A 26,179-nucleotide genomic window follows, 5' to 3' on the forward strand; every position below is an offset into this window, starting at 1 on the left:
GCAAAAGGCCCGCCGGATGGCGGGCCTTTCCAAGCGATTGCGGGTGTCAGCGCATGGGCGAACGATAGGTCATCCGCCGCACCGACCCGGTTTTGGACCGCATCAGCAGCGTTTCGGTGGTGACCCAGCCGGGCTCGCGCTTGATGCCTGCCAGCAGCGAGCCATCGGTCACGCCGGTTGCGGCAAAGATCACATCGCCGCGCACCAGATCGTCACGGGTATAGACGCGGTCGAAGTTCTGGATCCCTGCCTTCTTGGCACGGGCCTTCTCGTCATCGTTCCGGAACAACAGCTTGCCGAAGAACTGACCGCCCATGCATTTCAGCGCGGCAGCTGCCAGCACCCCCTCGGGTGCGCCGCCCGACCCCATATACATGTCGATCCCGGTCACCTCGGGTTCGGCGCAGTGCATGACACCGGCCACATCGCCATCGGTGATCAGACGGATCGACGCGCCGGTGGAACGCAGCTCCGCAATCAGCTCCTCGTGGCGCGGGCGTTCCAGCACACAGACCGTGATATTCTCGGTCGAGACGCCCTTGGCGGCGGCAAGCGCCGAGACGCGCTCCGAGGGCGACATGGTCATGGTCACTGTGCCGGGTTTGTAGCCCGGACCGATGGCCAGCTTTTCCATATAGACGTCGGGGGCGTGCAGGAGCGTGCCGCGCGGTGCCATGGCGATCACGGTCAGCGCGTTCGGCATGTCCTTGGCGGTCAGCGTGGTGCCCTCCAGCGGGTCCAGCGCGATGTCGACGGCCGGGCCTTTGCCGGTGCCGACCTCTTCGCCGATGAACAGCATCGGGGCCTCGTCCCGTTCGCCCTCGCCGATCACCACCACTCCGGCGATATCGAGCAGATTGAGCTGGTCGCGCATCGCGTTGACGGCGGCCTGATCGGCGGCCTTTTCATCGCCGCGCCCGATCAGCGTGGCAGAAGCCAGAGCTGCGGCCTCGGAAACGCGGGCAAGGCCCAGCGAAAGCAAACGGTCCTGGAATTGAGCGGCGTCGGCCATGGGTATCCCTCTGGAGCAGGCAGTTGCCCCGTCCTAGCGGGCGCGGACCCACCGGGCAAGGCTGGTTTCGCTAACGGTCAGGTAATGATGTGGGTTGACGAAAGAAATCGGCGGCTGTGTTCCTGGGCTGCCTGTTCCGGGGGCAAAGCAAATCCGCAGGGGCGGAGGTTCGCTGCGACGAGGGAACGCCGGAAGGCAGGGGGCGCTCGCGCCCCCTCGCCGCTTTGCGGCTCACCCCCGAGGATATTTGGAAACAGGTGAGAATGCCGTCACGCCTTCATCTGTTCTGAAATATCCTCGGGGGGAGCTGCCCGCAGGGCAAGCGTGGGGGGCAGACAGCCCCCCGTGGCACTGGTATTGGCCAGGCGCGCGCGGCTCAGATTTCTTCGATGCGGATCGCGACGGGTTGGCCGACCAGCACGCCGGTTGCGGCAAATTGCGACAGCGCATGGGCCACATCGGCGGGGGTCGCCTTATGGGTGACAAAGATCACCACCGCATCATCGTCTTCCGCATCCGGCATGTTGATCTGGCGCATCTGATCGATGGAAATGCCGGATTCACCCAAGCAGGTCGCGATCTTGGCCAGCGCGCCGGGCTTGTCCAGCAGCGTCATCCGCAGGTAATAGGGCGCGGGCGTTGCCGATTTCGCAGGCACGGCGGGGGCCAGCGTGGTGGCCGGACGGCCGAAGGTCGGCAGGCGCAAGCCGCGCGCGATATCCAGCACATCGGCCATGACGGCGCTTGCGGTCGGGCCTTCGCCCGCACCGGGGCCACGCAGCACGATCTGGCCGACGCTGTCGCCTTCCAGCATCACCATATTGGTGCCGCCCTGCAGCTGGCCGAAGGGGCTGTCGGCCGGAACGAGGCAAGGCGTCATGCGCTGTTCCAGCCCACGGCCCGAAATCTGCGCCACGCCCAGAAGTTTGATGTGATAGCCCATGTCATCGGCGAGGTTGATATCCTCGATCGAGACATTGCCGATGCCCTCAAGCTCCACATGGTCAAAGGCCACTTTGGTGCCGAAGGCGATGGAAGCCAGCAGGCTCAGCTTGTGGCCCGCATCGATCCCTCCGACATCAAGGTTCGGGTCGGCCTCCAGATAGCCCAGCTGCCTTGCTTCCTCGAACACCACCTCATAGGGCAGGCCCGCATTCTGCATCCGGGTCAGGATATAGTTGCAGGTGCCGTTCATCACGCCCATGACGCGGCGGATCTGGTTGCCCGCAAGGCCTTCGGTCAGCGCCTTGATGACCGGAATGCCACCGGCCACGGCGGCCTCGAAGCGGATCACCCGGCCCGCAGCTTCAGCGGCTTCTGCAAGGGCCTGCCCATGATGGGCCAGCAATGCCTTGTTGGCGGTGACCACGTCCTTGCCTGCCGCAATCGCGGCCTCGGTTGCGGCTTTTGCCGGGCCCTCATGGCCGCCCATCACCTCGATAAAGACATCGACATCGTCACGTTTTGCCAGCGCCACAGGATCGGTTTCCCAGGCATAGGCAGACAGATCGGCATCGCGGTTCTTTTTCGGGTCGCGGGCCGAGACGGCGGTAATGGTCACGGGCCGACCCGTGCGCGCAGTGATCAGGTCCGCATGACGCTGGACGATCTTGACCACACCGATGCCGACGGTCCCGAGACCGGCGAGCCCGAGGCGCAGGGGCTGAACCATGATTTGCTCCGTTTTTGACTTGCCCGTATTCCGTATCTTGCCGGTGTGTTAGCCCGTTCGGCGCGGCGGCGCAACGAGGCATGGCCGCGATAGGGGCACCCGCGCTGGCGCGATCAGGGGGTTGGATCGGTGGCGGGCGTGGCCGGCAATGCGGGGCTGCTGAAACCCTGCGCCCGCAAGCCGGCGGCACGGGCGCGCAGGGCGGCGGCGCGGGCGCTGAGATTGGATGGATCGGTGGGAATGACCGCACCAGGGGCAGGCATCGCGGCCACCAGATCCGTCAACGGCAGGATCACAGGCGCGGGGCCTGCGGGCGGCGGCGGTGCCTTCAGCTCGGGCATTTCGGAACAGGCTGCCAGAGCGAGGCAAAGCGGAAGAAGAAGACGCTGCATCGGTGCCGGGGGCCTTGTCTGGAAACGTGTCAGGAGGTTTTTTCTGGAAGCGGTGCCGAAGGCGATCACGCGGGCGACATTAGCGGAGGGCGGGCAGGGCGGCAAGCGGGGCTGCATCGGCAGCAGGTGCCAAAGGCCGCCTGCGGTGGGGGCTGAGGCTGTATCCGCCGCGAATGCCAAGGCCGGCATCTGCGGCGGGCGCTTGAATTGAACCTATGTTCAGTTAATTGTGCGGTCATGGCACGCAAAACTGGTTCCCATTCCGAAATCACCGGCCCGCGCATCCGCGCCGCGGCGGAGCGGCTGTTTGCGCGGCATGGCTATGCTGCGGTCTCGATGCGGCAGATCGCGGCTGAGGTGGGTGTGCAGGCCGGGGCGCTCTATCTTTACACCCCCGACAAGCAGAGCCTGCTGGCCGATATGATGCGCAGCCATCTGGAGGATCTGTTGGAGGCTTTGGCGGCGCTGCCGGCGTTACCCGATCCCGTCGCGCGTCTGGCACAGTTTGCGCGCTTCCATGTCGGCTATCACATCACCCGGCCCGATGCGGTTTTCGTGGCCTATATGGAGTTGCGCAATCTGGAGCCTGCGCATTTCGCCACCGTGGAGGCGCTGCGACGGCGCTATGAGGATGCGCTGGAGGCGATCCTGCAAGCAGGGAAGTCCGCAGGCCTGTTCAGCCTGCCTGACCCGAAACTGGCCACGCTGGCGCTGATTGCCATGCTGACCGGGGTGACCAACTGGTATCGTGAGGGCGGGCGGCTGTCGCGCAGCGATGTCGAGGCCATCTATGCCGATATGGCGCTGAAATCTGTGGGGGCTGCGGTGTGATGCCCCAGGGCCAGATAACCGGCCCCGGGGATATGCGCTCAATGCGCGGGTTTGATGAAGGTGCCGTTGCGCAGATCCTGCATGGCTTGCCGGATTTCGGCGTCGGTGTTCATCACGATCGGGCCGTGCCAGGCGACCGGCTCCTGAATGGGCGCGCCGGAGATCAGCAGGAAGCGGATGCCCTCGGGCCCGGCTTGCACCGTCACCTCATCGCCGGTGCCGAAATGGACCAGGGTGCGGTTGCCCGACAGATCGAGGATATTCACCTCTTCGCCGCGCAGCTCTTTCTCGACCAGCACGCCTTGCGGGCGGCTGGCATCGCGGAAGGTGCCGGAGCCTGCGAAGATATAGGCGAAGGCCCGGCGATAGGTATCGACCTTGAAGCTGCGGCGATGGCCCGGCGGCACCGAGATATCCAGATATTGCGGATCGGCGGCGATGCCGTCGACCGGGCCGCGCTTGCCCCAGAAGCTGCCGGTGATGACCTTCACACTGGTGCCGTCATCATCGGTGACCACCGGGATATCGGCGGCTTTCACATCCTGATAGCGCGGCGCGGTCATCTTCAGCGCCGAGGGCAGGTTGGCCCAAAGCTGAAACCCGTGCATCCGCCCATCGGCATCGCCTTGCGGCATTTCCTGATGCAGAATGCCCGACCCGGCGGTCATCCATTGCACATCGCCGCCTGAAAGGCTGCCGCGATTGCCAAGGCTGTCGCCGTGTTCGACGGTGCCGGCAAGCACATAGGTGATGGTCTCGATGCCGCGATGGGGATGCCAGGGAAAGCCCGCCGCATAGGCGCGGGGATCATCATTGCGGAAATCATCGAACATCAGGAATGGGTCGAAGGTTTCGGGTGCGGTGAAACCGAATGCGCGGTGCAGATGCACGCCTGCGCCCTCCATCGTGGGGCGGGCGCGGCTTTCGGACAGAACCGGACGGGTTGCGGTGACGGACATGCTGGCCTCCTCTGCCAATGGGGTGGGATGAGGCAGAGTTAGGCCCGCATCGGCTGCGCGACAATGCGCAGGCGCGCAGGTTGACTGTGCGCATCTCTGCCGCTTTGCCGAAAAGCAGATCGCCCCGCGCCCAGAGGGCTGCGGGGCGATCAAAAGCTGCGGATCTATGGGATCAGTTGCACGCCGCGGGGTTGGTGAAGGCCGGGGCCTGATAGCGCGGCCGCACCACCACGAATTCACCAAATGTCATCGGCACGATTTTCCCGTTGTTGAAGACCTTGTAATCCAGCTCGGTTTCGATGATCAACTGACTGGCCCCATCCACCGCTTGCGGCAAGCGCGCGCTGAGCAGCTGCAAGCTGGTGGTGGTCAGTTGCGGCAGCGGGATGCGATCCAGCGAGCAGGACCAGTTCACCTCATAGCGTTTTCGCACCGCAGAATAGGTGATGCTGGTCAGGCGCACCCGCGGCTCCTGGTCATTGTCGTTGACCAGATACTGCATCATGTCCTGCAGGCCATTGGCATCGGTCGCGGTCAGGCTTGCCCCCTGCCAGCGCGACAGGATATCGGCGGTGGTATAGGTCGCCTTCTGCAGCCGGTTCATTGTCGAATAGCCATCCCAGAAGGTGACCATCGACAGCGCCGCCCAAATGGTCAGCGGCAGCATGAACACGGATTCGAACACCGCATTGCCGGATTCGTCACGCAGATAGCCAAACAGACGGTGCCGCAGGGCTGAAGTCATGGATGTGAACATCACGGCGTCACCTCACGGTTCGTTCAGGAAGGCGGAGGAGGCGGTCATGTAATAGTCGCCCATTCCATCCTTCATGAGTGCCGCGCCGATCCCCGTGCCGGGGAAAATGGTATGGGCACTGATACAGACACGCAGAACCATCAAAACCTGGCGCGCTTGCGGATTGGAATCCACCGCACCCACCGGGTTGATCGGACGCGACCTGTCCACGCATTCCAGCGTCGAGGTCGGCATCTGCCAGGTCGTGGTCGAAACCCGTTCAATCGCAAGGTTGAGTGTGGCGTTGCAATCGGTCAGCGATGGCGCGTTGTCACAGATCATCTGCTTGATCGCCGCGTGGTTCGGGTTCGGCATCTCGCCCAGCCGGACCGCCCGCGCGGTGATGTCGAGCGCGCGATCCAGAATGGTCTGGCGCACCGAGAACATCCCGATTTCGAACGACATCATGAACAGCGTCAGATAGATCGGCAGCATGAGGGCGAAGCTTACCGCCATGTAGCCGTCTTCCTCGCGCGCCCAGCGGACCAGACCGGCGCGCAGCCTGGAGCGGAGCTGGATCATTGCGTCAGCCTCAAGTCACTGATCTGGTTGGCGATCGACTGGAACACGGTGCTGATTTCCAGCCCCTGCGCATCATAGTAATGCGCGTCAGAACTGGCGCAGCCACGGATCTGGGTCTTGCCGTTGGTGGGGGCCTCGAACGCAATGCCATAGATCACGACGCCCGCATTCTTGGCTGCGGTGCAAACCTGTTGGAGACGGGCGTTTTTGGTCGAGTAGACCGAAGTCATCATTTCGTTGACCTTGGTCGTGTAGCTTGTGCCCATTGGACGCTGATAGAAGGTATATGCGACGTTCTTGACCGAATACAGCTCGAACAGCTGAACCCACGTTTGTTGGGACGACCCCGATGGCGGTGCGGTTTTCCAAGTCGCACTGTCCGGGAAGAAGTAATCAGCGTTGGTGTTCGCCCGATCAAAATAGGCAGCCGTCTGCCCGGAGTTATTACGCCAGACATGGGATTTGCCGGTGCGATAGGGGTCCAGAAGCTTGTACTCGGTCGTGTTCTCGCCATCGGTCATCACGACAAGCACCTTGATGGTTTCTTGCGGATTGAATGCCAGCGGCCGAGGTGCGAATTGCGGCGCGACCTTGCCTTTTGCGATCATCCCGGCGATCACCGGACGGGCATTGGGATCAAGAAGCAGCGCCCCCCACTTCACGCCGAGGTCGATTGAGGTGTTGCCGTCCACGACAAGACCATTGATTTTAGCTTTCAGTTCGGCTGCCGAAGAGCTGATCGGCATCACATAGTTTGACGCAAGAAGCGTGTCAGTATTCCATGTTTTGAACCAAGTGCAGTTCGTGTTCGATGTCAGGCTGGTGGTAGTGCCGAAAGGATCGAAATTGGCGTTATGTTGGAAAGCCCGCGTTGTTGAGAGCGATATCGAGCCGAATACGTCGTCGGGCAACTCCACGCAGGAAGTGCGGTCTTGGGTCGGGATCCTTGTCACATTGAACTGTTCCATAAGATCTGGACCAAGATTGACCTGCGCCGAATAGGGCACGATCGAGATCGACGCCTTGCCGGGTTCGGAATTGGTCAGGATGGTATCGACGAAATTCCGCGCGGCCGGGCGCAGGTTGTTGATCCGCGATCCGCCCATCGAACCCGAGATATCAAGCACAAGCGAGATCTCGACATTGGAAATCCGCTCTTCCGCGGTGCTGTTGGCCAGGATGCGGAACTCGTCAATGCCGAGCATGTTCAGGAAATAGGGATTGGAATCGGCATCGACATTGGCCTGAACCGTGCGAAAGTTCAGGCCCTGGCTGACATCGACGCCCTGCAGATATTGCGACATGCCGGCCTTGGCGAAGTAATCCTCCACCACCAGCTTGGGATCAAGCTGCTGCTTCAGGCTGGCTGCGGCCAGGACGCTGTTGTCGAGGGTCTGCTGCAAGCTCACGCGTTTTTCTTCGTGTCGCATCACATCGACGCCCATGCCGCCGATGGCCAGCATCAGAAAGAGCATCGACACCGTCATCGGGTAGATGGAGCCATCTTCCCCTTTGCCGAATGCCGTCACCCTGTTGCGCAATGATCCGACTGCACGCAGCCCCTTCTTCACATCCATGTCCATTTCCAAAGCCCTTTCCCGGACCGATCACTCGTATGTCCCACGCACACCGTGTCGAAACGGCGGAATGCGTGCTGTCCACTGGTCATCAAGCTTCGCACTTGGGGCAGAAATGTGGCGGCGGCGCGGTGTTCGGGGGCGAAATCCGACATGGCCTGCAACAGCGCGCGGCTGGCGGGTGCCATTGTGCGCGGGCCTGAAACAACAAGCATTAACCGTATGTTAGGATCCGTGTCGGAAGTTGGATCTGTGCCGCAATTCACCGGCCGGGGCGAATCGGTGAATGGCCGGTGAAAACTTGATCCATCCCGGCGGTGGAATGGATCGCTGGCAGGAGGGCCGATTGACTTTGCCGGGGGGTGGGGCGTAACTGCGGCACCCACGGGACCAGACAGGATCTGACATGACCGCCGCCCTTGCCGGAGTGCTTCGTAACCAGTTTCCGGCGCTGATCGGCGCGCATCTGCTGATCTGGTTCGGCATTGCCGGCTTTGCCTATGCGACCGGCGGAACGGTTCTGGTGTCGCTCTGTATTGCCGCAGGTGGTCTGCTTGCCACTTTGCTGGTCTTTGGCCTGCTTGCGTTGAGCGTGGAGAACAGCCGTCTGCTGATGCGGATTGCTGACGCGACCGAGCGGCAGGGACGTGGTGGGGATCGGCCGGTGGATCGCGGGGCCGCTGCGGTGATTGCGCCTGTGCCCACAGCACCGCCATCGCCTCAGGCCCCTGCGATACGCCGGGCGCAGGCCGCTGCCGGGCGGATGGAACCTGTGGTGACGCTGCGCGGTTCCAACGCGCTGCCGGGGCTTTGATCATGGCCGGCGAGGTTGTCCCGGCCGATCTGTTGGATCTGCGCCACCGCCTGCACCGCGCGCCGGAAGTGTCTGGGCAAGAAGCGGGAACGGCCGCAATGGTGCTGGATTTTCTGGCATCGACCAAGCCGGACCAGCTGCTGACCGGGCTTGGCGGGCATGGTCTGGCGCTGGTCTATGACAGCGGCCTGGCCGGGCCGACCGTGATGATCCGGGCAGAGCTGGACGCGCTGCCCATCGCGGAAACCGGCCAGCCGGATTGGCGATCGGGGGTGCCCGGCAAAGGCCATCTTTGTGGTCATGACGGCCATATGACCATCCTTGCCGGTCTGGCACAGGATCTGGCGCAACGCAGACCGGCACAGGGGCGGGCGGTATTGCTGTTCCAACCTGCGGAAGAGGATGGATCTGGGGCCGCCGCCGTGTTGGCCGATCCGCGGTTCGATGCTATCCGGCCGGATCACGCCTTTGCGCTGCACAATCTGCCGGGGCTGCCCCTGGGCGTTGCGGTGCTGGAGCCGGGGGCGGCCAATTGCGCCTCGGTCGGGTTGCGGCTGCGGTTTACCGGGCGCACCGCCCATGCGGCGGAGCCTGACAAGGCGATCAGCCCGGCACGGGCTCTGGCAAATCTGGTGCCTGCACTTTCGGCCCTTGGGCCGGGGGGGGATCTGGGGCCTGATTTCCGGCTGGTGACACTGACCCATATGCGGATGGGCGAGCCAGCGTTTGGCATTACCCCCGGGGCGGGGGAATTGTGGGCAACGCTGCGCTGTCTGTCGGATGAAAACATGGCAGAGCTGAAGTCAGACGCCGTCATGATCGCGCGCGCGGCGGCCGAGGCTGACGGGTTGCAGCTTGAGGTCAGCTGGCACGACGATTTCGCCGCGAGCCGCAACCACCCGCAAGCGACCGAGGTGCTGCGCGCGGCGCTGGCGGCTGAAGGGGTCACGCGGATCCCGGGCCTGCCGATGCGGGCGTCTGAGGATTTCGGGCGGTTTTCCAGCGTGGCACAATCGGCAATGTTCTGGTTCGGCGCGGGCGAAGACCATCCGGTGCTGCACGCGCCCGATTACGACTTTCCCGACAGTCTGATCCCGCCGGGGATCCGTGTCTTCCGCCGCGCCATCGATCTGATCCTGGGCTGAAGGGCGGCGGGGCGGTTCGTGGGCGATGGCCGGCTTTGCGAGGCAGGGCTGGCGGATCAGTCCAGCTGCGCCCGCCATAGCCGCCACCATTTCACCCATAGCTCTGCCATTTCCTCGGGGTCCCCGGCCAGAAGCCGGGCCCCCAGCGGAAAGGCTGCGGCCTCGATCCCGGCCTGCGCATCGGTGATGCGGGCGGCCAGGCTTTCGCGCAGGGATGGCACCGCCACGTCATCGGGCAGGGCGTCGAGATGCAATGCCAGTTCCGCCAGATCGTGATGCAGGCCCAGCGTCTCGCCAAGGCGTCCCGCTTCATCGGCGATGGGTTTCATCATCGCGGGCCAGACCGGCGCGAAGAGGCGAGCCTGATACCAGAGATCCTTCACCCGCTTGCGCAGATCATGCAACGCCTCTGCCGTGCCGTTGTCGCGGGCAAGGCGCAACTGGCGGCGCGCCTTTTCGCGGGTGGTCGCAAGGCCCTCGACCAGCACGCGGCGGTCGCTGCCCTGCACGGACCAGCTTTCGACGCGCAGCACCAGCCCATCGAACAGGTTGCGCAGCCGATCGGGATCGGCGGGCGGGGCCTGGGGCAGCGTTTCGGCCTCGACGGCGAGATGGGCGCGAAGCGCCAGCATCTGCGGGCCGTCCTCGGGCTCGATCAGGCGGTCCAATGTGGCCAGACGCACCACGGCATCGCGCTGCGCGGCCAACAGCCGTGCCGCATCGCGCAGCAGCACAGTCTCGGCTGGTTGCACACGCGGCAGGCCGGATCGCATCAGCCGCAACAGCGCGCGCAGCTTCTTGACCCGTTTGCGGATATCATGGATCCCGGCGGGGTCGGGCGTATCGGCAAGGGTCGTGCGGATGGGCGCGATCTGGCTTTGGGCAATGCGGTGCAGGGCATCGCTGAGCGAGCCGTCCCGCAGATCGAAACGATAGGACATACAGCCTCCGGGGCCAATTTTGTCTTGGGCCTATCACGGCGCGGGTAACGTCGGGATGAAGTTTTTGCGAAGGAAATATGACGTGACTGGCCGGGGCCGTTGCAGTCTGCCCCGCGGCCCGTGCGCTGGTCTGACAGGCGCTTAACCCCTGCTTGCTACCCCTTGGGTCTGGATGCGGGCACCCGTTCGGTGCCCTGCGGGACCGGGCAAGCATTGGGCACAGCAACGAGGGCCGGACAAGATGAACAAGGCGATTACCGATGGTCTGGTATTGATGCCGCCACCGTTTTCGGCGGGGCTGGCGCAATGGTCGCGCGAGAATGGCACGCCGGGATCGGCCACCTATGCCGGCGCGGCCAATGCGGCGCTGGTGCCATCAGATCAGGATTTTGGGGCCTGTCTGGAATTGCAGAAGACCGAAGCCACGCAGCGCCTGCGCTATATGGGCCAGACCCCAATCGAGCCGGGGCTTTACCTCCGCATCTCGGTCCGGGTGAAGGCGGTGGCGGGCAATCTGCCTGCGGTGCGGATCGCGGCCTATGCCGCGCGCGCCAATGGCACACAGGTCAGCGTGCCAAGCACCTCTGCCTCTGTGGATCTGACCAGCTATGGCGAGATCGTCACCATCTCGGCCATTGTTGGCTCTGGCAGCCGTCAGGGCGTAACGCTGCCCTGGGGGATCGAGCCGGTCTATGGCCATTTCGGCATTGACCTGACCGGGCCGAATGGCGGCACGCTGCGCATCGACAATGTGATGATCGAGGATGTAACCGAAATCTTTCACCGCAAGATGATCGATGTGGTCGATGTCCGCGACTATGGCGCGGTCGGCAATGGCAGCACCAATGATGTCGCAGCCTTTGCCGCCGCCGATGCGGCCGCCAATGGCCGCACGGTGCTGATTTCAGCCGGGAATTACCGGCTGAATTCCAGCTTTACCTTCAACAATGCGGTGCGGTTCGAGGGGCGGATCTCGATGCCTGCCTCCGCGCGGCTGACCTGCACCCGCAATTACGATCTGGATACCTATGCGGCGGCTTTCGAGAATGAGCTGGAGGGGTTCAAGCGCGGGCTGCAGACCCTGTTCTATTTCACCGATCACGTCGTTTTCAACCTGTCGGGGCGCAAGGTCGACCTGACCGAGCCGCTGGATGTGGCGGCGCTGACCGGGCTGACCAGCCTGACCAGCCGCCGGGTGTTGACCAATGGCCAGATCGGTGCGGCCTCGTCTTCCGCATGGAACAATGACAGCGTGACCTCGACCGCGACCTATAGCACCGGCACGCCGACGCGGCTCAGCGGGGTGACCAATGTCGCGGCGATCCCCATTGGCGCGCGTGTCAGCGGCACGGGCGTGGGGCGCGAGGTCTATGTGGTGGGCAAAAGCGTCGGCGCCCAGACCGTGACGCTGAGCCAGCCGCTTTGGGGCGGGGCGGGCACCCGCACCTATACATTCACCCGTTACAAATACCTGCTGGACTTCTCGGGCTTCGACAATCTGGCACGGTTCGAGATCACCGATATCGACTTCAACTGTGCAGGGCGCGCAAGCGGCATCATGCTGGCCACCGCCGGGCTGACCTTCCGGGTGGCCGATTGCGTCTTTACCGGGCCAAAGGATCGCGCGATCACCTCCATCGGACTGGGCTGTGCGGGGATGATCATCGATCAGTGCCAGTTCCTGTCGAACGAGCAGGCCATCGCGGCCCAGAACCGCAGCACGATTGCCATCAATGCCAATGCCAACGATCTGAAACTGCGCGACAACCGGGTGGTGCGCTTTGCGCATTTCGCCGTGCTGGCGGGCGGCGGCAATATGGTGATCGGCAATCACTTCTTTCAGGGCGATGACGAGACCGACGGGCTGCGTCAGGCCGGGATCGTCTTCACCAATACCAACGGGCGTTCGATTGTCTCGGACAACTATGTCGACAATTGCTGGCTGGAAGTATCCAACGAACACGAACCTGCGCCGGGCTTTTCTTCCGGGTTTTCGTTTGGCGGGCTGTCGATCACTTCGAACCACTTCATGTGCACCAATGTGGCACCCTCGTTCCGCTGGCTGGTGATGCGACCGCGCGGGCCGGGACATTTTCTCAACGGGCTTTCGGTCACGGGCAATGTCTTCCGCGCCGTGAATGGGGCCGTTGATCGGGCGGAAAAGGTCGATACCACCCAGGCGGGGCTGGACCATGACCGGGCCCGCAACGTGATCTTTCAGGGCAATATCTTTCATGGGGTGAGCACGATCTGCCAGAACCCGCTGACGGTCAGCCATACCCAGAACACCGCATCGGCGACGTGGACGGTTGATGCGGCGGACCTGCTGCCCTTTGGTGGCAAGCCGCTGAGCGCGGTTTCGGTGCTGCCCAAGGGGGCCTTGCGCAACAGCGGCAACAATATCGTCTATCCGGGTCTCTATGCGATCGCGGCCACCGGAAGTTCCGACAAGATGGTTGAGCTCAAGTGGCAGGAGAGTGTGCGCGGCGTGGCGCTGGTCACCCTGCGCAGCGATACGCCGCAATAGGCGGCACAGATCGTTGATCCATCGGGGCGTCCGGCAACGGGCGCCCTTTTGTCATTTCACCTGCTCGGGCGTCAGGCGGAAGGCGCGGGCAAAGCCGCCATTGAGCAGGATCGACACCGGATCAAGCCGCATGAAGGCGAAATCGGCAAAGTCGATATAGAGTTTGGCCTTGGGATGGGTCGTCAGCCAGTGGTCGCGCAGATCGGCATGGACGGCGCTGTCACGCGCGACCAGTGCGGCGCGCACCCGCAGCATGAGGCGCGGATGTGTCAGCGGATCGCCCTTTGCCCCTGGCTCTCCCAGCATCAGCGCCGCATCGGGATGGGCCACCAATGCTGCGCGATGGGGCGCAAGCGACGAGACCAGCGTATGCGGCACCCCCGTGCCATCAAGGCCAAAGGCAATCCGGCTGATCCCGGGCGTGCCGGTCTCCGGGTCGGTCCAGGCAAGCGCCGCATGGCGTGCGGTTTGCAGGATTTCGCGCGCAAGCGCCACCGCCTCGGCATCGGCGGGTTGCACCGGGTCGCGGGGCATCGGGGTGTCGGTCATGGCAGGCCTTTGTTCGGTGGGCACTGCGATTGACACTGGCCGACGCAGCCCTTTGCTCATGAGGCAATCGCTACAGGTGCGAGATGGCCGAAACAAGATCGCGCTTTGCAGCAGCCGCCAAAGCCGTGATGCGGCAAAGCCTGTTTCTGCCCAAGCTCGAGACCGTCTTGCGCGCGCGCAGCGCTGGTGCTGATTCGCCGCGGCATCTTCATCCGGTGGTTGTGTCTTCGCCCCGCGGCCGCCCGGATAGCGCGACGGGCCCCGGCTTTACCTGCCCGGCCCAAGGGGCATATCGGCTAGCGCATTGAAAACGCTTGTCATCCTGATCACAAAGTTTTCACAATTTACTAATTTCCATATTCTCCAGTCAATGAATTTACAGAAAAAATCAATCAACATAAGGGGTTACGCAAACTGTAAGAAATAGTTTACAGTGATCTCAGGGATGGAGCGTCCCCGCCCTGTGACGGCGGGGGCCGAGACTGTATGAGGGGGAGAGAGATCATGACCCAGCAGCCCGCCGAAACGGCACCGACCGTGCGTGATGTGCCGGAAGGATATGGCAAGGCCCATGCGGATACCGCCAAATATCGCGCGATGTATAATGAGTCGATTGATGACCCTGATGCGTTCTGGGCGCGCGAAGGGCAGCGGCTGGATTGGATCAAACCCTATAGCCGGGTGAAGAACACCGACTTCACCTATGGCAAGGTTTCGATCAAATGGTTTGAAGATGGCGTGCTGAACGCCAGCGTGAACTGCATCGACCGCCATCTGAAGGATCGCGCATTGCAGACCGCGATCATCTTTGAGCCCGATGATCCGAAGACCCCGGCGCAGCACATCACCTATAAGGAACTGTCCGAAAAGGTGAACCGCTTCGCCAACGTCCTGCTCAGCCAGGGTGTGATGCGCGGCGACCGCGTGGTGATCTATCTGCCGATGATCCCCGAAGCCGCCTATGCCATGCTGGCCTGCGCCCGGATCGGCGCGATCCATTCCATCGTCTTTGCGGGCTTCTCGCCCGATGCGCTGGCGAACCGCATCAATGATTGCGGCGCGAAGCTGGTGATTACTGCCGATAGCGCCCCGCGTGGTGGCAAGCGCACGCCGCTGAAATCCAACACCGATGCGGCGCTGCTGCATTGCTCCGACAAGGTGCGCTGCCTTGTGGTGAAGCATACCGGCGATCAGACCAGCTGGATCGATGGCCGCGATGTCGATGTGAAGCTGCTGATGGATATGGTCAGCCCGGAATGCCCGCCGCGCCCGATGAATGCGGAAGATCCGCTGTTCATCCTTTATACCTCCGGCTCCACCGGCAAGCCGAAGGGCGTGGTCCATACAACCGGCGGCTATCTGGTCTATGCCGCGATGACGCATCAATACACTTTCGACTATCAGGATGGCGATGTCTTCTGGTGCACGGCGGATGTGGGTTGGGTCACCGGCCACAGCTATATCGTCTATGGCCCGCTGGCCAATGGCGCGACGACCATCATGTTCGAGGGCGTGCCGACCTTCCCCGATGCGGGCCGCTTCTGGGAAGTTTGCGAAAAGCATGGCGTGACCCAGTTCTACACCGCGCCGACCGCGATCCGCAGCCTGATGGGCATGGGCGCCGAGTGGGTCGAGAAATACGATCTCAGCAAGTTGCGCATCCTGGGTTCGGTCGGCGAGCCGATCAACCCCGAGGCCTGGACCTGGTATGACAAGCATGTCGGCAAGGGCAAATGCCCCATCGTCGACACCTTCTGGCAGACCGAAACCGGCGGTCATATGATCACGCCGCTGCCCTATGCCACCCCCACCAAACCCGGATCGGCCACGCTGCCCTTCTTCGGTGTGAAGCCGGTCGTGCTGGACCCATCCAGCGCCAAGCGCCAGGATGAGGTGGAAACGGAAGGCGTGCTCTGCATCTCCGACAGCTGGCCGGGGCAGATGCGCACCCTTTGGGGCGATCATGACCGCTTCCAGGAAGCCTATTTCTCGCAATATCGCGGCTATTACTTCACCGGCGACGGCTGCCGCCGCGACAAGGACGGCTATCTGTGGATCACGGGCCGCGTCGATGACGTGATCAACGTTTCGGGCCATCGCATGGGCACGGCCGAAGTGGAATCGGCGTTGGTGGCTCATGCTTCGGTCGCCGAGGCCGCAGTGGTGGGCTTCCCGCATGACATCAAGGGGCAGGGCATCTACGCCTATGTCACCCTGATGAACGGGATCGAGCCCTCGGAAGAGCTGCGCAAGGATCTGGTGAAATGGGTCCGCACCGAGATCGGCCCGATTGCCAGCCCCGATGTCATCCAGTGGTCGCCCGGCTTGCCGAAAACCCGCTCGGGCAAGATCATGCGCCGCATCCTGCGCAAGATCGCCGAGAATGACTTTGGCAGCCTTGGCGATACCTCGACCCTTGCCGATCCTTCGGTGGTCGATGACCTGATCGCCAACCGCGCGATCAAGGGGTGAGCCATGCATGACACGGCCGCATCTGCGCAGACCAAACCCGCCGTCCTGATCCTGCTTGGCCCCCCTGGGGCCGGCAAGGGCACCCAGGCCCGGATGCTGGAAGAGGATTTCGGTCTGGTCCAGCTGTCGACGGGTGACCTGCTGCGCGCGGCCGTGGCGGCGGGCACCGAGGCAGGCAAACAAGCCAAGGCGGTGATGGAGGCGGGGCAGCTGGTCTCTGACGAGATCGTGCTGGCCATCCTGAAGGACCGCATGGCCGAGCCCGATGTGGCGCGCGGCATCATCCTGGACGGCTTTCCCCGCACGGCGGGGCAGGCGGCGGCGCTGGATCTGCTGCTGGCCGAGGCCGGGCAGGGCGTCACCGCCGCCATCAGCCTTGAGGTTGATGACGAGGCGATGGTGGGCCGGGTGTCGGGCCGCTACACCTGCGCCTGCGGCGAAGGCTATCACGACACGTTCAAGAAACCCGCTGTGGCGGGGGTTTGTGACAAATGCGGCGGCACCGGCTTCAAGCGGCGTGCCGACGACAATGCCGAAACGGTGCGCGAACGGCTTGGTGCCTATCACGCCCAGACGGCGCCGCTGATTGCGCATTATGACGGCCTGGGGGTTCTGCAACGGATCGATGCGATGGGGGCCATCGCCGATATCCGCGCAGGGCTTGCCGTCATCGTGGGGCGCGTCACGGCATGAGGGGAGGCCACGCCCGGCCCCGGACAGAGGGGCTGGGCGCGGTTGCTTGGAAGGGGAGCGGCCCGCAGCCAGCGGGTCGATAAAAACGCCGGCAGGCAATGCCGGTCGAACACGGAGGAGGAGGCCACATGGCTTATACGACCCCCGACGCGGCGGCACGTTCGCGTCCAATGACGGCAGAGGAAAAGAAGGTCATCATGGCCTCCTCGGCCGGCACGATCTTCGAATGGTATGACTTCTACCTTTACGGCTCGCTGGCCGCGATCATCGGCGCGCAGTTCTTCACGCCCTTCCCCGAAGCCACCCGCAACGTGTTTGCGCTGCTGGCCTTCGCGGCAGGCTTCATCGTGCGCCCGTTCGGCGCGCTGGTCTTCGGGGCCCTGGGCGACCTGGTCGGCCGGAAATACACCTTCCTGATGACCATCCTCATCATGGGCTTTTCGACCTTCATCGTCGGCATCCTGCCCAGCTATCACAGCTGGGGTGTCGCGGCTCCGATCATCCTGATCGTTCTGCGCATGTTGCAGGGTCTGGCGCTTGGCGGCGAATATGGCGGTGCGGCGGTCTATGTGGCCGAACATGCGCCGCAAAATCAGCGCGGCTATTTCACCGCCTTCATCCAGACCACGGCGACGCTGGGCCTTCTGCTCTCGCTCATCGTGATCCTGCTGGTACAGGGCTATGTGAACGGCAACTACCCGGAACAGCCGGTGCTTGACGCGGCCAGCCAGCCGGTCATGAATCCCGATGGCACCGCCGCGATGATGAAGGCCTTCAACGCCTGGGGCTGGCGGATCCCGTTCATCGGCTCGATCGCGCTGCTGCTCGTGTCGCTTTACATCCGTCTGACCATGAATGAATCCCCCGCCTTCAAGAAGATGAAGGAAGAGGGTTCGGCCTCCAAGGCGCCGCTGCGTGAAGCCTTCGGCAACTGGAAAAACGGCAAGATCGCCCTGATCGCGCTGTTCGGCCTCACCGCCGGTCAGGCCGTGGTCTGGTATTCGGGCCAGTTCTACGCGCTGTTCTATGTGCAGAACGTGATCAAGGTCGACAGCTTCTCGGCCAACGTGTTTGTGGCCTGGTCGCTGATCCTCGGCACCTATGGCTTCATCTTCTTCGGCCGCCTGTCGGACCGTATCGGCCGCAAGCCGATCATCCTGGGCGGCTGCCTGATCGCGGCGCTGACCTACTTCCCGGTGTTCGGCTTCCTCACCAAAACCGCGAACCCGATGCTCTATCATGCGCATCAGACCGCGATCACCGTGACCGCCGATCCGGCTGACTGCTCGTTCCAGTTCAACCCGGTGGGCACCGCGAAGTTCACCAATTCCTGCGACATCATCAAAGCCGGTCTGACCGCACGTTCCGCAAATTCGGAAACGGTCGAGGCTGCTGCCGGCACCCTGGCTTCGGTCAAGGTCGGCGAGACGGTGATCCAGGGCTATTCCGGCACCGCAGCTGATGCGGCTGACCAGAAGAAGCGTTTCGACACCGAGCTGAACGACGCGCTGAGCGCCGCGGGCTACCCGGTTGCCGGTCAGCCGAACGAAACCGTGGCGGTGGCGCAGAACTTCTTCGACATCTTCACGGCGCAGAAACTGACCATCATCCTCACGCTGACCTATCTCATCGTGCTGGTGACCATGGTTTACGGTCCGATCGCCGCGATGCTGGTCGAGTTGTATCCGACCCGGATCCGCTATTCCGGCCTGTCGCTGCCCTACCATATCGGCAATGGCTGGTTCGGTGGCCTGCTGCCCGCGACCGCCTTCGCGATCTCGGCCCAGTCCGGCAATATCTATGCGGGTCTGTGGTATGCGATCGTTGTCGCCCTGATGACGGTGGTGATCGGGACGCTGTTTGTGCCGGGCAACACCCACAAGAAAGACATCTTCGCGGATTGATCTGCACGATGTCCTGACATGCGACGGGCCGGGGGAAACCCCGGCCCGTTTGCTTTGTGTCTTGGATGTGTAAGCCTGCCTGCCTGCCTGCCTGCCTGACTGCCTGGCTGACCGCCCGTATGATTGGCGGCGCGACAACCTCGCTGGTCTCGGCCCGGCACCAAGCTAAACCGCCTACAGCCTTGCGCCGGGGCGTTCCCCCTGCCCGCAGTGATCCGGGGTGCCTGATCCCCGGATCGATCCGCCCTTGCGCGCTTTACCCCCTGAGACGCAGATAAAGCGTCCAGACCCCCAGCACGATGCCGGTCAGGATCGCGGTGGAAACAAGGCCAAGCCCGATCTCGGTGGCCATCGGCAGCCCGCTTTGCCCCTGACGCGTCACCGGCAGGATGACGGCGATGAAGACGATCCCGGCCAGCAGCGGGATCAGCGCCCCGGTCGCGGCGCGCTGGCGCTGCATCGTATAGACAAGCCCGATCACCAGACCGATGCGGAACACGTCGGTCAATTGTCCGAACAGGATATCTGCGCTCATTCCGTCCCTCCTTTGTTGTGTTTCGGCATAGCTTGGCCGGCGTCTGCGGTCCAGCAATCTGGCCACCTGCGCCGCCAGATTGCGCCCCGCAGGGCTGGACCCGGCCGCCCGCTTGCGCTAACGCGGAAGCGACAGAATTTCAGGGGGATCGCATGTCCGGACATGGTGAAGCGCAACCGATGACGGCCCGCAAATCCGGGCCTCTCTCCGGCACGGCGGCGGTGCCCGGCGACAAGTCGATCAGCCACCGGGCGTTGATCTTCGGGGCCATGGCGGTCGGGGAAACCAGGATTACCGGCCTGCTGGAAGGTCAGGATGTGCTGGACACCGCAAAGGCCATGCGTGCCTTCGGAGCCGAGGTCACCCAGCATGGCCCGGGCCAGTGGTCGGTGCATGGCGTGGGCGTGGGCGGCTTCCGTGAACCTGCCGATGTCATTGACTGCGGCAATTCCGGCACCGGCGTGCGCCTCATCATGGGCACGATGGCCACCACTGCAATGACCGCCACCTTCACCGGCGACGCCTCGCTGCGCAAACGCCCGATGGGGCGGGTGACCGATCCGCTCAGCCTGTTCGGCACGCAGGCCTATGGCCGCCATGGCGGGCGGCTGCCGATGACCGTGGTGGGGGCGGCCAACCCGGTGCCGGTGCGCTATGCGCTGCCGGTGGCCTCGGCGCAGGTGAAATCGGCGGTGCTGCTGGCGGGGTTGAACGCGCCAGGCGAGACCGTGGTGATCGAACGCGAACCGACCCGCGACCATTCCGAGCGGATGCTGCTGGGTTTTGGTGCCGAGCTGCACGTCGAAAAGGGCACAGAGGGGCATGTCATCACCCTGAAAGGGCGCCCCGAATTGCGCCCGCAAAGCGTGGCGGTGCCGCGTGATCCCAGCTCTGCCGCATTTCCGGTTTGCGCGGCGTTGATCGTCGAAGGTTCGGATATTCTGGTGCCCGGCGTCAGCCAGAACCTGACCCGCAACGGCCTTTACATCACCCTGGTCGAGATGGGCGCGGAAATCGAATTCCAGAACCCGCGCGAAGAGGGCGGCGAGCCGGTCGCCAATCTCCGTGTGCGCTTCTCGGACCGGATGCAGGGCATCGAGGTGCCGCCCGAACGCGCGCCGTCGATGATCGACGAATATCCGATCCTTTCGGTTGTCGCCTCTTTTGCACATGGCAAGACCGTGATGCGCGGCGTGAAAGAGCTGCGCGTGAAGGAAAGCGACCGGATCGACGCCATGGCGCGCGGGCTTGAGGCCTGCGGTATCCGCGTCGAAGAAGACGAGGATACCCTGATCGTGCATGGTATGGGGCCGGGCGGGATGCCGGGCGGGGCCACCGCCGCGACCCATCTCGACCATCGCATCGCGATGAGCTTCCTTGTTGCCGGCATGGCCGCGCAAAAGCCGGTCTCGGTCGATGATGCCTCGCCGATCCTGACGTCGTTCCCGATCTTCGAGGGGCTGATGCAAAGGCTCGGCGCGACCCTCGAGCGGGACTGACACACCCCACTGTCGCCGGGGGGCGCTCGCGCCCCCCGCGGCCCTGACGGGCCTCCCCCCGAGGATATTTTTGAACAGATGAAAGCCAGCGCAGGTCTCCCTCTTCATCTGTTTCCAAATATCCTCAGGGGGTGAATGGCCGAAGGCCAGAGGGGGCGCGAGCGCCCCTTGCATCGCCAGATACCGGAGCCTGACCATGACCCGCATTTTCACCGTCGCCATTGATGGCCCCGCCGCCGCCGGCAAGGGCACGATCAGCCGCGCGGTGGCTGCCCATTTCGGCTTTGCCCATCTGGATACCGGGGCGCTTTACCGCGCGGTTGGCGTGAAGGGGGGCGATCCGGTGGCGGCGGCACAAAGCCTCACGACCGAGGATCTGGCGCGCGACGACCTGCGCACGCTGGAGGCAGGGCAGGCCGCCAGCCAGGTTGCCGTGATCCCCGAGGTGCGGGCGGCGCTTCTGGATTTTCAGAAACGCTTCGCCCGTCGCCCTGGCGGCGCGGTGCTGGACGGGCGTGATATCGGCACGGTGATCTGCCCCGAGGCTGAGGTGAAGATCTATGTCACCGCCAGCGCCGCCGTGCGCGCGCGCCGACGCTGGCTGGAACTGGGCGGCGATGCAGCGCCCAAGGCCTATGACACGGTGTTGGCCGAGGTCGAGGAGCGCGATGCCCGCGACATGGGCCGCGCCGACGCGCCTTTGCGCGCAGCAGCGGATGCGGTGACACTGGATACTTCCGATCTGTCGCAGGATGCGGCGGTGGCCGCAGCGATTGCGCTGGTTGCGCGCGCCCTTGCACGGCGGGATGCACCCGGCGCATGAGTGGCACGCCGATTGACATGGCAAACTGGCCCCGGCGCGAGACCTTCGCGCTATTTCGGCGCTTTGCGCAGCCGCAATATGGGTTGAGCGCACGGCTTGATGTCAGTGCGATCCTGAGACGGGACGCGCCGGGCTTTTCTCCCTATCTTGCCTGCCTGCATATTTTCGGCACGGCGCTGCACGCGGTGCCGGAGTTTTGCACCCGGATCCGGGGCGCGGGGGCGGTGCAGCATGACCGATTGAAGCTGTCGACCACGCTGCGTTTCGAGGATGGGCGGCTTGGCTTTTCCTATCTCGACTGGCAGCCTGATTTTGCGGCTTTCGCCCCGCAGGCCCGCGCGGCGCTGGATGCTGCGCAAGCCTCGGGCGCGCAGGTGCCGGGGGTCGAGGGCGATGATGCGGTGGCCTTCCTGTCCTGCCTGCCCTGGACCGATTTCACGGGCTGCGACCACCCGTTCTTCAATGCCGATGACTGTATCCCGCGGATCAACTGGGGCCGCTTCGTGCCCGATGCTGAGGGGCGCAGCAGTATGGCGGTTTCGGTTCATGCGCATCACGCCTTGGTCGATGGGGCCCATATCAGCGCCTTTCTGGCAGCGGCGCAGGCGGCGGCAGATCGATTCTGACGCCTTGCCTTGCGATCACGCCCCTGTTGACGCAAGATCACCCGCAACAAGTGGCCCTGCGGAGGGAGAGACGAGCATGGCAAAAGAGGCCGGCCTGAACGTGTTGGGAACGGCGCTGGAGGAATGTTCCATGGATCCGCTGACCGGATTCTGGCGCGATGGCTGCTGCCATACCGGGCCGGAGGATCTTGGACGCCACACCGTTTGCGCGGTGATGACCGACGAGTTTCTGGCCATGTCGAAATATCTTGGCAATGACCTGTCGACGCCCCGCCCGGAATTTGGCTTTGCCGGGCTGAAGGCGGGCGACCAATGGTGCCTTTGCGCCGGGCGGTTTCTCCAGGCCCATGATGAGGGGGCGGCACCTCGGCTGCGGCTGGCGGCCACCCATTTGCGCACCCTCGATATCGTGCCGATGGCGGTGCTGCTGGAATATGCGCTGGATGCGCCTGCGACCGAATAGCGCCGCAGCCCACACCAGGTATCCTCTCACGCAGCCTCTTCCTGTCGGCCGGAGGACGCAGATTTTGCCTGTGCGCGCGCCGGTCGATCGCCTTGATCCTGCATCAATTCCTCGATGAACAGGCTCAACAGTTGCGGGCGTCCCGTCACCCCCGCCTTGCGATAGATCGCATTGGTCTGCGCCTTGACCGTGCCCTCGGATGTGGCGCGGAGCGCCGCGATCTCGGCGGTGGAAAGCCCCTTGATCGCGAACATCGCGACATCGCGTTCGGCCGGGGTCAGGCCCCATTCATCCAGCCTTTCAGCAAGAATGGTCTGGAAATCGCCCGCCGCGCGACGCAGCCGGGCCTCTGCCTCGTTGCGTTGGCGGATGGCATGGCGCAGCGCCAGACTGCCCAGCACCAGCCCGACCAGCAGGCCCATGGCTGCGCCAAGTTCTACCATTTCGCGCAGCTGCCACGAGATCGGGGTGGAACGCAGCCCGATGATCGAGGACAGGATATCCAGCAGGAAGACCAGCGTGCAGATCAGTTGTCCGGCCACAAGCAGCGCGATGCCAAGGGTGCCCCGGCTGAGTGCGCCGCGCAAACGGGTTCGGAATGCGAAGGCCATCAGGGCCGCGACTTTCGCGAACCACTGGCATCACTGCCAGTATCAACTGGCGAGGAGACATCCACCCCGGATTTGTCGACCGAGTTTCGGGTGTCGGACAGGCTGCCGGTGGTGGTGGTGGTCCGCGCGCCGCCGCCATTGCCCGCATTGGTGTAGATCGGCAGGCGTTCCTGATAGTCGCGCAGAATCTCGCCGGTATTCGGATTGATGACGATCTCGCGCTGATGTCCGCTGCGCCGGGCCATGACCTGCAGGCGGCCAAGCCAGGTGTAGCGCGTCTCGATCTGGGTATAGCCCTGCGCCGACAGCTGGTTGCGGATCGACTCCGCCATCGGCTCGGCGAATGCCGGGGTATTGGCAAGCACCAGGGAAAGGGCGAGGCCGGAAAGCAGAGCGCGCATGATCGCCTCGTTGGGGTTGGATTTCAGGCAGTAACTGACGTTTCGGCAGGGACTGGGCGTTCAAGCAAGCAAGGGGGCAGGCAAGGCGTGCCGCATTGGACGCGGCGCGCGCATGAGGTGGCGTGCCTGCACAGTAACACAGCCCCGGCCACCTTGGCGACCGGGGCAGGGAAGATGTTACTGTTTGCAGACATGCGCCTTGGGGAATCCCACGCAGGCGCTGCGGCCATCGCCGCCATCAAGGCTTTTCACCGCACCGGATTGCGCGGCTGTGGTGCGGATATCGCCATCCAGACCATCATCGCCGCCACCAAAACCCAAGCCGCCGTCATCCAGCATACCGCCGTCATCCACCATGCCGTCGTCACTTACGGCACCGTCATCCTCGGTGGTGGTGGAGAAGTCTCCGTCATCTTCGACGGCTTCGCCGCTTTCGGCGGCCTCGGAATCATCGGTCACGCCTTCGTCAGCGCCGCCAGCGTTGCCGCCATCCTGTTCGCTGAAATCGCTTTCATCGCCCTCGGCCATGGCTTGCCCGGTCACCGTGAAACCAAGGGTCAACGCCAATACCGCAAGGCGCAAGGCCCAAATCGTCATGCTCTGTCTCCTGATCGTCCCGACCTGATGGATCGGGCTTCTTGTTCACCGAAGACCTGCATACCCGCACCGATATGCAGCCCGGCAGGATCAGCAGAACGCAATCGCACGGATCTGGCTATTGCCGCCCGGTTTAGCGGCGGGGGGCTTTTGGGGATCGATGCGCCCTAAACCGAAGTTTAGGACGCATTCAGTCTCAAACCTTCATGTCAAAGCCAAGATGTTTGGCGACGGTAAAGATGTCCTTGTCGCCCCGGCCCGAAAGATTGACCACGATGATATGGTCTTTCGGCAGGGTGGGGGCAAGTTTGGTCACATGTGCCAGCGCATGGCTGGGTTCCAGCGCGGGGATGATTCCCTCCAGCTTGCACAGCAGCTGGAACGCCTCCAATGCCTCGGTATCGGTGACCGAGACATATTCGGCCCGGCCGACATCGTGCAGCCAGGCGTGTTCCGGCCCGATGCCCGGATAGTCGAGCCCGGCCGAGATCGAGAACCCTTCAAGGATCTGGCCATCCGCGTCCTGCAACAGATAGGTGCGATTCCCGTGCAGCACGCCGGGGCGGCCGCCGGTCAGGCTGGCGCAATGCTCCATCCGCTCATCCACGCCCTTGCCGCCGGCCTCGACGCCGATGATGCGCACGGATGGATCATCAAGGAAGGGATGGAATAGCCCCATCGCGTTCGAGCCGCCACCGATGGCCGCGATCAGGGTATCGGGCAAACGGCCCGGGCCCTCTTGCTCTTGCAATTGCGCGCGGGTCTCGCGGCCGATGATCGACTGGAAATCGCGCACCATGCCGGGATAGGGATGCGGGCCCGCCACCGTGCCGATGCAATAGAAGGTGTCGCGCACATTGGTCACCCAGTCGCGCAGCGCGTCGTTCATCGCATCCTTCAGCGTGCCACGGCCCGAGGTGACAGGCACCACTTCGGCACCCAACAGCCGCATGCGGAACACGTTGGGGGCCTGACGCTCCACATCATGGGCACCCATATAGACCACGCATTGCAGGCCGAAGCGCGCGCAAACGGTGGCGGTTGCCACGCCGTGCTGGCCTGCGCCGGTCTCGGCGATGATGCGGGTCTTGCCCATGCGGCGCGCCAGCAGGATCTGGCCCAGCACATTGTTGATCTTGTGGCTGCCGGTGTGGTTCAGTTCTTCGCGCTTGAGATAGACCTTGGCACCGCCCAGATGCTCGGTCAGGCGGGGCGCGAAGTAAAGCGGCGAGGGGCGGCCGACATAATGCTTCCACAGGTCATCCATTTCGGCCCAGAAGCTCGGGTCGGTCTTGGCATGTTCGTATTCGGCTTCCAGATCAAGGATCAGCGGCATCAGCGTCTCGGAGACGAAGCGCCCGCCAAAGATTCCGAAACGGCCCTGTTCATCCGGCCCGGTCATGAAGCTGTTGATGCCATCCTCGGCCATTGCTCTTCCCCTGTCTGTGCAAGCCCCGGTGTAGCGCGAAAGGGGGGGCGGGAAAAGGGGCGGGCTGCGATGATCCTGCGGTGAAGCCTCATCTTTTCCCTGACAAACAAGGCGCAAGGGGGGCGGATCGGGCCGCGATCCTTCACGACGGGATCGTGGCAGCCGGCCAGATGCGTGCGGCCTGGCCAAGCCGTGGAAAGCTGTCGGAATTTTTCGTGCAAACACCCTTGCGGCGGGCGCGCGGCTCGGCTAGATACCGCCGCACGGTTGGGGCGTCGCCAAGTGGTAAGGCAGCGGTTTTTGGTACCGCCATACCTAGGTTCGAATCCTAGCGCCCCAGCCAATCATTCCCAAAATATGCGACCTGATGGTGACGCCCGGCAAGTATC

General features: G+C 63.7%; 25 protein-coding genes and 1 tRNA gene. 12 read left to right on the forward strand and 14 right to left on the reverse strand.

Annotation, left to right across the window (positions count from 1 at the left end; genetic code table 11):
- Positions 1-46 precede the first annotated feature (46 nt).
- From glpX to GBJ34_RS06930, 3 genes are all read right to left on the reverse strand, one after another.
- Positions 47-1,012 (reverse strand): class II fructose-bisphosphatase, encoded by a 966-nt coding sequence (glpX, locus tag GBJ34_RS06920; RefSeq protein ID WP_151718540.1) that lies wholly within the window; start codon positions 1,010-1,012, stop codon positions 47-49.
- A 376-nt stretch (positions 1,013-1,388) separates the two neighbouring features.
- Positions 1,389-2,684: a homoserine dehydrogenase gene (locus GBJ34_RS06925; protein ID WP_151718541.1), complete on the reverse strand. Its 1,296-nt coding sequence runs from the start codon at positions 2,682-2,684 to the stop codon at positions 1,389-1,391.
- 113 nt (positions 2,685-2,797) lie between these two features.
- The gene (locus GBJ34_RS06930) at positions 2,798-3,076 is read right to left on the reverse strand and encodes a hypothetical protein (RefSeq protein WP_151718542.1); all 279 of its coding nucleotides are present in this window, start codon (positions 3,074-3,076) and stop codon (positions 2,798-2,800) included.
- Positions 3,077-3,313: 237 nt separating this feature from the next.
- Here GBJ34_RS06930 and GBJ34_RS06935 point away from each other — a divergent pair, with 237 nt between their 5' ends.
- Positions 3,314-3,907: a TetR/AcrR family transcriptional regulator gene (locus tag GBJ34_RS06935; protein ID WP_151718543.1), complete on the forward strand. Its 594-nt coding sequence runs from the start codon at positions 3,314-3,316 to the stop codon at positions 3,905-3,907.
- A gap of 38 nt (positions 3,908-3,945) precedes the next feature.
- On the opposite strand, the gene GBJ34_RS06940 is transcribed toward GBJ34_RS06935, so the two are convergent.
- From GBJ34_RS06940 to GBJ34_RS06955, 4 genes are all read right to left on the reverse strand, one after another.
- Positions 3,946-4,866 (reverse strand): pirin family protein, encoded by a 921-nt coding sequence (locus tag GBJ34_RS06940; protein WP_151718544.1) that lies wholly within the window; start codon positions 4,864-4,866, stop codon positions 3,946-3,948.
- A gap of 172 nt (positions 4,867-5,038) precedes the next feature.
- On the reverse strand, positions 5,039-5,623 hold the full coding sequence (locus GBJ34_RS06945) for a TadE/TadG family type IV pilus assembly protein (RefSeq protein WP_151718545.1): 585 nt from the start codon (positions 5,621-5,623) through the stop codon (positions 5,039-5,041).
- 12 nt (positions 5,624-5,635) lie between these two features.
- A complete protein-coding gene (locus GBJ34_RS06950) occupies positions 5,636-6,184 on the reverse strand; it encodes a TadE/TadG family type IV pilus assembly protein (protein WP_151718546.1) in 549 nt (182 codons plus the stop codon).
- On the reverse strand, positions 6,181-7,761 hold the full coding sequence (locus GBJ34_RS06955) for a VWA domain-containing protein (protein WP_192931131.1): 1,581 nt from the start codon (positions 7,759-7,761) through the stop codon (positions 6,181-6,183). Before GBJ34_RS06955 ends, GBJ34_RS06950 begins: the two co-directional genes overlap by 4 nt.
- Positions 7,762-8,167: 406 nt before the next feature.
- Between GBJ34_RS06955 and GBJ34_RS06960 the strand changes: the two genes are divergently transcribed.
- Together GBJ34_RS06960 and GBJ34_RS06965 are read left to right on the forward strand one after the other, a co-directional pair.
- Entirely contained in the window at positions 8,168-8,575 is a 408-nt protein-coding gene (locus GBJ34_RS06960; RefSeq protein ID WP_151718548.1) for a hypothetical protein, read from the forward strand.
- Between the two features lie 2 nt (positions 8,576-8,577).
- Entirely contained in the window at positions 8,578-9,720 is a 1,143-nt protein-coding gene (locus GBJ34_RS06965; RefSeq protein ID WP_151718549.1) for an amidohydrolase, read from the forward strand.
- A gap of 56 nt (positions 9,721-9,776) precedes the next feature.
- On the opposite strand, the gene GBJ34_RS06970 is transcribed toward GBJ34_RS06965, so the two are convergent.
- Positions 9,777-10,661: a CHAD domain-containing protein gene (locus GBJ34_RS06970; protein ID WP_151718550.1), complete on the reverse strand. Its 885-nt coding sequence runs from the start codon at positions 10,659-10,661 to the stop codon at positions 9,777-9,779.
- A 241-nt stretch (positions 10,662-10,902) separates the two neighbouring features.
- On the opposite strand from GBJ34_RS06970, the gene GBJ34_RS06975 reads away from it, so the two are divergent.
- Positions 10,903-13,188 carry a glycosyl hydrolase family 28-related protein gene (locus tag GBJ34_RS06975; protein ID WP_151718551.1) on the forward strand — a complete coding sequence of 762 codons (2,286 nt, stop codon included), beginning with the start codon at positions 10,903-10,905 and terminating at the stop codon, positions 13,186-13,188.
- Between the two features lie 51 nt (positions 13,189-13,239).
- Here the strand turns inward: GBJ34_RS06975 and GBJ34_RS06980 are convergent, their stop codons facing one another.
- Positions 13,240-13,737 carry a HugZ family pyridoxamine 5'-phosphate oxidase gene (locus tag GBJ34_RS06980; RefSeq protein ID WP_226341077.1) on the reverse strand — a complete coding sequence of 166 codons (498 nt, stop codon included), beginning with the start codon at positions 13,735-13,737 and terminating at the stop codon, positions 13,240-13,242.
- 504 nt (positions 13,738-14,241) lie between these two features.
- Here GBJ34_RS06980 and acs point away from each other — a divergent pair.
- The 3 genes from acs (at position 14,242) to GBJ34_RS06995 (ending at position 18,806) form a co-directional block, all read left to right on the forward strand.
- On the forward strand, positions 14,242-16,209 hold the full coding sequence (gene acs / locus GBJ34_RS06985; RefSeq protein WP_151718552.1) for an acetate--CoA ligase: 1,968 nt from the start codon (positions 14,242-14,244) through the stop codon (positions 16,207-16,209).
- A 3-nt stretch (positions 16,210-16,212) separates the two neighbouring features.
- Positions 16,213-16,902, forward strand: coding sequence for an adenylate kinase (locus GBJ34_RS06990; RefSeq protein WP_151718553.1), 690 nt, complete (start codon positions 16,213-16,215; stop codon positions 16,900-16,902).
- 128 nt (positions 16,903-17,030) lie between these two features.
- Positions 17,031-18,806 (forward strand): MFS transporter, encoded by a 1,776-nt coding sequence (locus GBJ34_RS06995; RefSeq protein ID WP_226341078.1) that lies wholly within the window; start codon positions 17,031-17,033, stop codon positions 18,804-18,806.
- 256 nt (positions 18,807-19,062) lie between these two features.
- Here GBJ34_RS06995 and GBJ34_RS07000 read toward each other — a convergent pair whose 3' ends face one another.
- Positions 19,063-19,341: a hypothetical protein gene (locus GBJ34_RS07000; RefSeq protein WP_151718554.1), complete on the reverse strand. Its 279-nt coding sequence runs from the start codon at positions 19,339-19,341 to the stop codon at positions 19,063-19,065.
- Between the two features lie 152 nt (positions 19,342-19,493).
- Here GBJ34_RS07000 and aroA point away from each other — a divergent pair, with 152 nt between their 5' ends.
- From aroA to GBJ34_RS07020, 4 genes are all read left to right on the forward strand, one after another.
- Complete coding sequence (aroA, locus tag GBJ34_RS07005; protein WP_151718555.1) at positions 19,494-20,840, forward strand: 3-phosphoshikimate 1-carboxyvinyltransferase; 1,347 nt, start codon at positions 19,494-19,496, stop codon at positions 20,838-20,840.
- Between the two features lie 196 nt (positions 20,841-21,036).
- Positions 21,037-21,663 (forward strand): (d)CMP kinase, encoded by a 627-nt coding sequence (locus GBJ34_RS07010; protein ID WP_151718556.1) that lies wholly within the window; start codon positions 21,037-21,039, stop codon positions 21,661-21,663.
- Entirely contained in the window at positions 21,660-22,289 is a 630-nt protein-coding gene (locus GBJ34_RS07015) for a CatA-like O-acetyltransferase (RefSeq protein WP_151718557.1), read from the forward strand. Before GBJ34_RS07010 ends, GBJ34_RS07015 begins: the two co-directional genes overlap by 4 nt.
- Before the next feature lie 76 nt (positions 22,290-22,365).
- A complete protein-coding gene (locus tag GBJ34_RS07020) occupies positions 22,366-22,752 on the forward strand; it encodes a DUF2237 family protein (protein ID WP_151718558.1) in 387 nt (128 codons plus the stop codon).
- 26 nt (positions 22,753-22,778) lie between these two features.
- On the opposite strand, the gene GBJ34_RS07025 is transcribed toward GBJ34_RS07020, so the two are convergent.
- From GBJ34_RS07025 to trpB, 4 genes are all read right to left on the reverse strand, one after another.
- The gene (locus GBJ34_RS07025; protein ID WP_151718559.1) at positions 22,779-23,363 is read right to left on the reverse strand and encodes a helix-turn-helix transcriptional regulator; all 585 of its coding nucleotides are present in this window, start codon (positions 23,361-23,363) and stop codon (positions 22,779-22,781) included.
- A complete protein-coding gene (locus GBJ34_RS07030) occupies positions 23,363-23,764 on the reverse strand; it encodes a hypothetical protein (protein WP_151718560.1) in 402 nt (133 codons plus the stop codon). The genes GBJ34_RS07025 and GBJ34_RS07030 overlap by 1 nt, the downstream gene beginning before the upstream one ends.
- A 177-nt stretch (positions 23,765-23,941) precedes the next feature.
- Positions 23,942-24,361 (reverse strand): hypothetical protein, encoded by a 420-nt coding sequence (locus GBJ34_RS07035; protein ID WP_151718561.1) that lies wholly within the window; start codon positions 24,359-24,361, stop codon positions 23,942-23,944.
- 196 nt (positions 24,362-24,557) lie between these two features.
- A complete protein-coding gene (gene trpB / locus GBJ34_RS07040; RefSeq protein ID WP_151718562.1) occupies positions 24,558-25,790 on the reverse strand; it encodes a tryptophan synthase subunit beta in 1,233 nt (410 codons plus the stop codon).
- A gap of 268 nt (positions 25,791-26,058) precedes the next feature.
- Here trpB and GBJ34_RS07045 point away from each other — a divergent pair.
- Positions 26,059-26,133 (forward strand) — tRNA-Gln (locus GBJ34_RS07045).
- Positions 26,134-26,179 lie beyond the last annotated feature (46 nt).

This window comes from Gemmobacter serpentinus, from assembly GCF_008973825.1.
GTDB lineage: Bacteria > Pseudomonadota > Alphaproteobacteria > Rhodobacterales > Rhodobacteraceae > Gemmobacter > Gemmobacter serpentinus.

What these genes read in the sequence shown, in the direction of transcription:
- trpB (WP_151718562.1), bottom strand. Translation starts at nt 25,790, where the DNA reads ATGGCCGAGGATGGCATCAACAGCTTCATGACCGGGCCGGATGAACAG.
- GBJ34_RS07035 (WP_151718561.1), bottom strand. Translation starts at nt 24,361, where the DNA reads ATGACGATTTGGGCCTTGCGCCTTGCGGTATTGGCGTTGACCCTTGGT.
- GBJ34_RS06980 (WP_226341077.1), bottom strand. Translation starts at nt 13,737, where the DNA reads ATGACCGACACCCCGATGCCCCGCGACCCGGTGCAACCCGCCGATGCC.
- GBJ34_RS06925 (WP_151718541.1), bottom strand. Translation starts at nt 2,684, where the DNA reads ATGGTTCAGCCCCTGCGCCTCGGGCTCGCCGGTCTCGGGACCGTCGGC.
- glpX (WP_151718540.1), bottom strand. Translation starts at nt 1,012, where the DNA reads ATGGCCGACGCCGCTCAATTCCAGGACCGTTTGCTTTCGCTGGGCCTT.
- GBJ34_RS06960 (WP_151718548.1), top strand. Translation starts at nt 8,168, where the DNA reads ATGACCGCCGCCCTTGCCGGAGTGCTTCGTAACCAGTTTCCGGCGCTG.
- GBJ34_RS06965 (WP_151718549.1), top strand. Translation starts at nt 8,578, where the DNA reads ATGGCCGGCGAGGTTGTCCCGGCCGATCTGTTGGATCTGCGCCACCGC.
- acs (WP_151718552.1), top strand. Translation starts at nt 14,242, where the DNA reads ATGACCCAGCAGCCCGCCGAAACGGCACCGACCGTGCGTGATGTGCCG.
- GBJ34_RS06995 (WP_226341078.1), top strand. Translation starts at nt 17,031, where the DNA reads ATGGCTTATACGACCCCCGACGCGGCGGCACGTTCGCGTCCAATGACG.
- GBJ34_RS07020 (WP_151718558.1), top strand. Translation starts at nt 22,366, where the DNA reads ATGGCAAAAGAGGCCGGCCTGAACGTGTTGGGAACGGCGCTGGAGGAA.
- GBJ34_RS07030 (WP_151718560.1), bottom strand. Translation starts at nt 23,764, where the DNA reads ATGCGCGCTCTGCTTTCCGGCCTCGCCCTTTCCCTGGTGCTTGCCAAT.
- GBJ34_RS06940 (WP_151718544.1), bottom strand. Translation starts at nt 4,866, where the DNA reads ATGTCCGTCACCGCAACCCGTCCGGTTCTGTCCGAAAGCCGCGCCCGC.
- GBJ34_RS06970 (WP_151718550.1), bottom strand. Translation starts at nt 10,661, where the DNA reads ATGTCCTATCGTTTCGATCTGCGGGACGGCTCGCTCAGCGATGCCCTG.
- GBJ34_RS06950 (WP_151718546.1), bottom strand. Translation starts at nt 6,184, where the DNA reads ATGATCCAGCTCCGCTCCAGGCTGCGCGCCGGTCTGGTCCGCTGGGCG.
- aroA (WP_151718555.1), top strand. Translation starts at nt 19,494, where the DNA reads ATGTCCGGACATGGTGAAGCGCAACCGATGACGGCCCGCAAATCCGGG.
- GBJ34_RS06955 (WP_192931131.1), bottom strand. Translation starts at nt 7,761, where the DNA reads ATGGATGTGAAGAAGGGGCTGCGTGCAGTCGGATCATTGCGCAACAGG.
- GBJ34_RS06990 (WP_151718553.1), top strand. Translation starts at nt 16,213, where the DNA reads ATGCATGACACGGCCGCATCTGCGCAGACCAAACCCGCCGTCCTGATC.
- GBJ34_RS07010 (WP_151718556.1), top strand. Translation starts at nt 21,037, where the DNA reads ATGACCCGCATTTTCACCGTCGCCATTGATGGCCCCGCCGCCGCCGGC.
- GBJ34_RS06975 (WP_151718551.1), top strand. Translation starts at nt 10,903, where the DNA reads ATGAACAAGGCGATTACCGATGGTCTGGTATTGATGCCGCCACCGTTT.
- GBJ34_RS06935 (WP_151718543.1), top strand. Translation starts at nt 3,314, where the DNA reads ATGGCACGCAAAACTGGTTCCCATTCCGAAATCACCGGCCCGCGCATC.
- GBJ34_RS06930 (WP_151718542.1), bottom strand. Translation starts at nt 3,076, where the DNA reads ATGCAGCGTCTTCTTCTTCCGCTTTGCCTCGCTCTGGCAGCCTGTTCC.
- GBJ34_RS07025 (WP_151718559.1), bottom strand. Translation starts at nt 23,363, where the DNA reads ATGGCCTTCGCATTCCGAACCCGTTTGCGCGGCGCACTCAGCCGGGGC.
- GBJ34_RS07015 (WP_151718557.1), top strand. Translation starts at nt 21,660, where the DNA reads ATGAGTGGCACGCCGATTGACATGGCAAACTGGCCCCGGCGCGAGACC.
- GBJ34_RS06945 (WP_151718545.1), bottom strand. Translation starts at nt 5,623, where the DNA reads ATGTTCACATCCATGACTTCAGCCCTGCGGCACCGTCTGTTTGGCTAT.
- GBJ34_RS07000 (WP_151718554.1), bottom strand. Translation starts at nt 19,341, where the DNA reads ATGAGCGCAGATATCCTGTTCGGACAATTGACCGACGTGTTCCGCATC.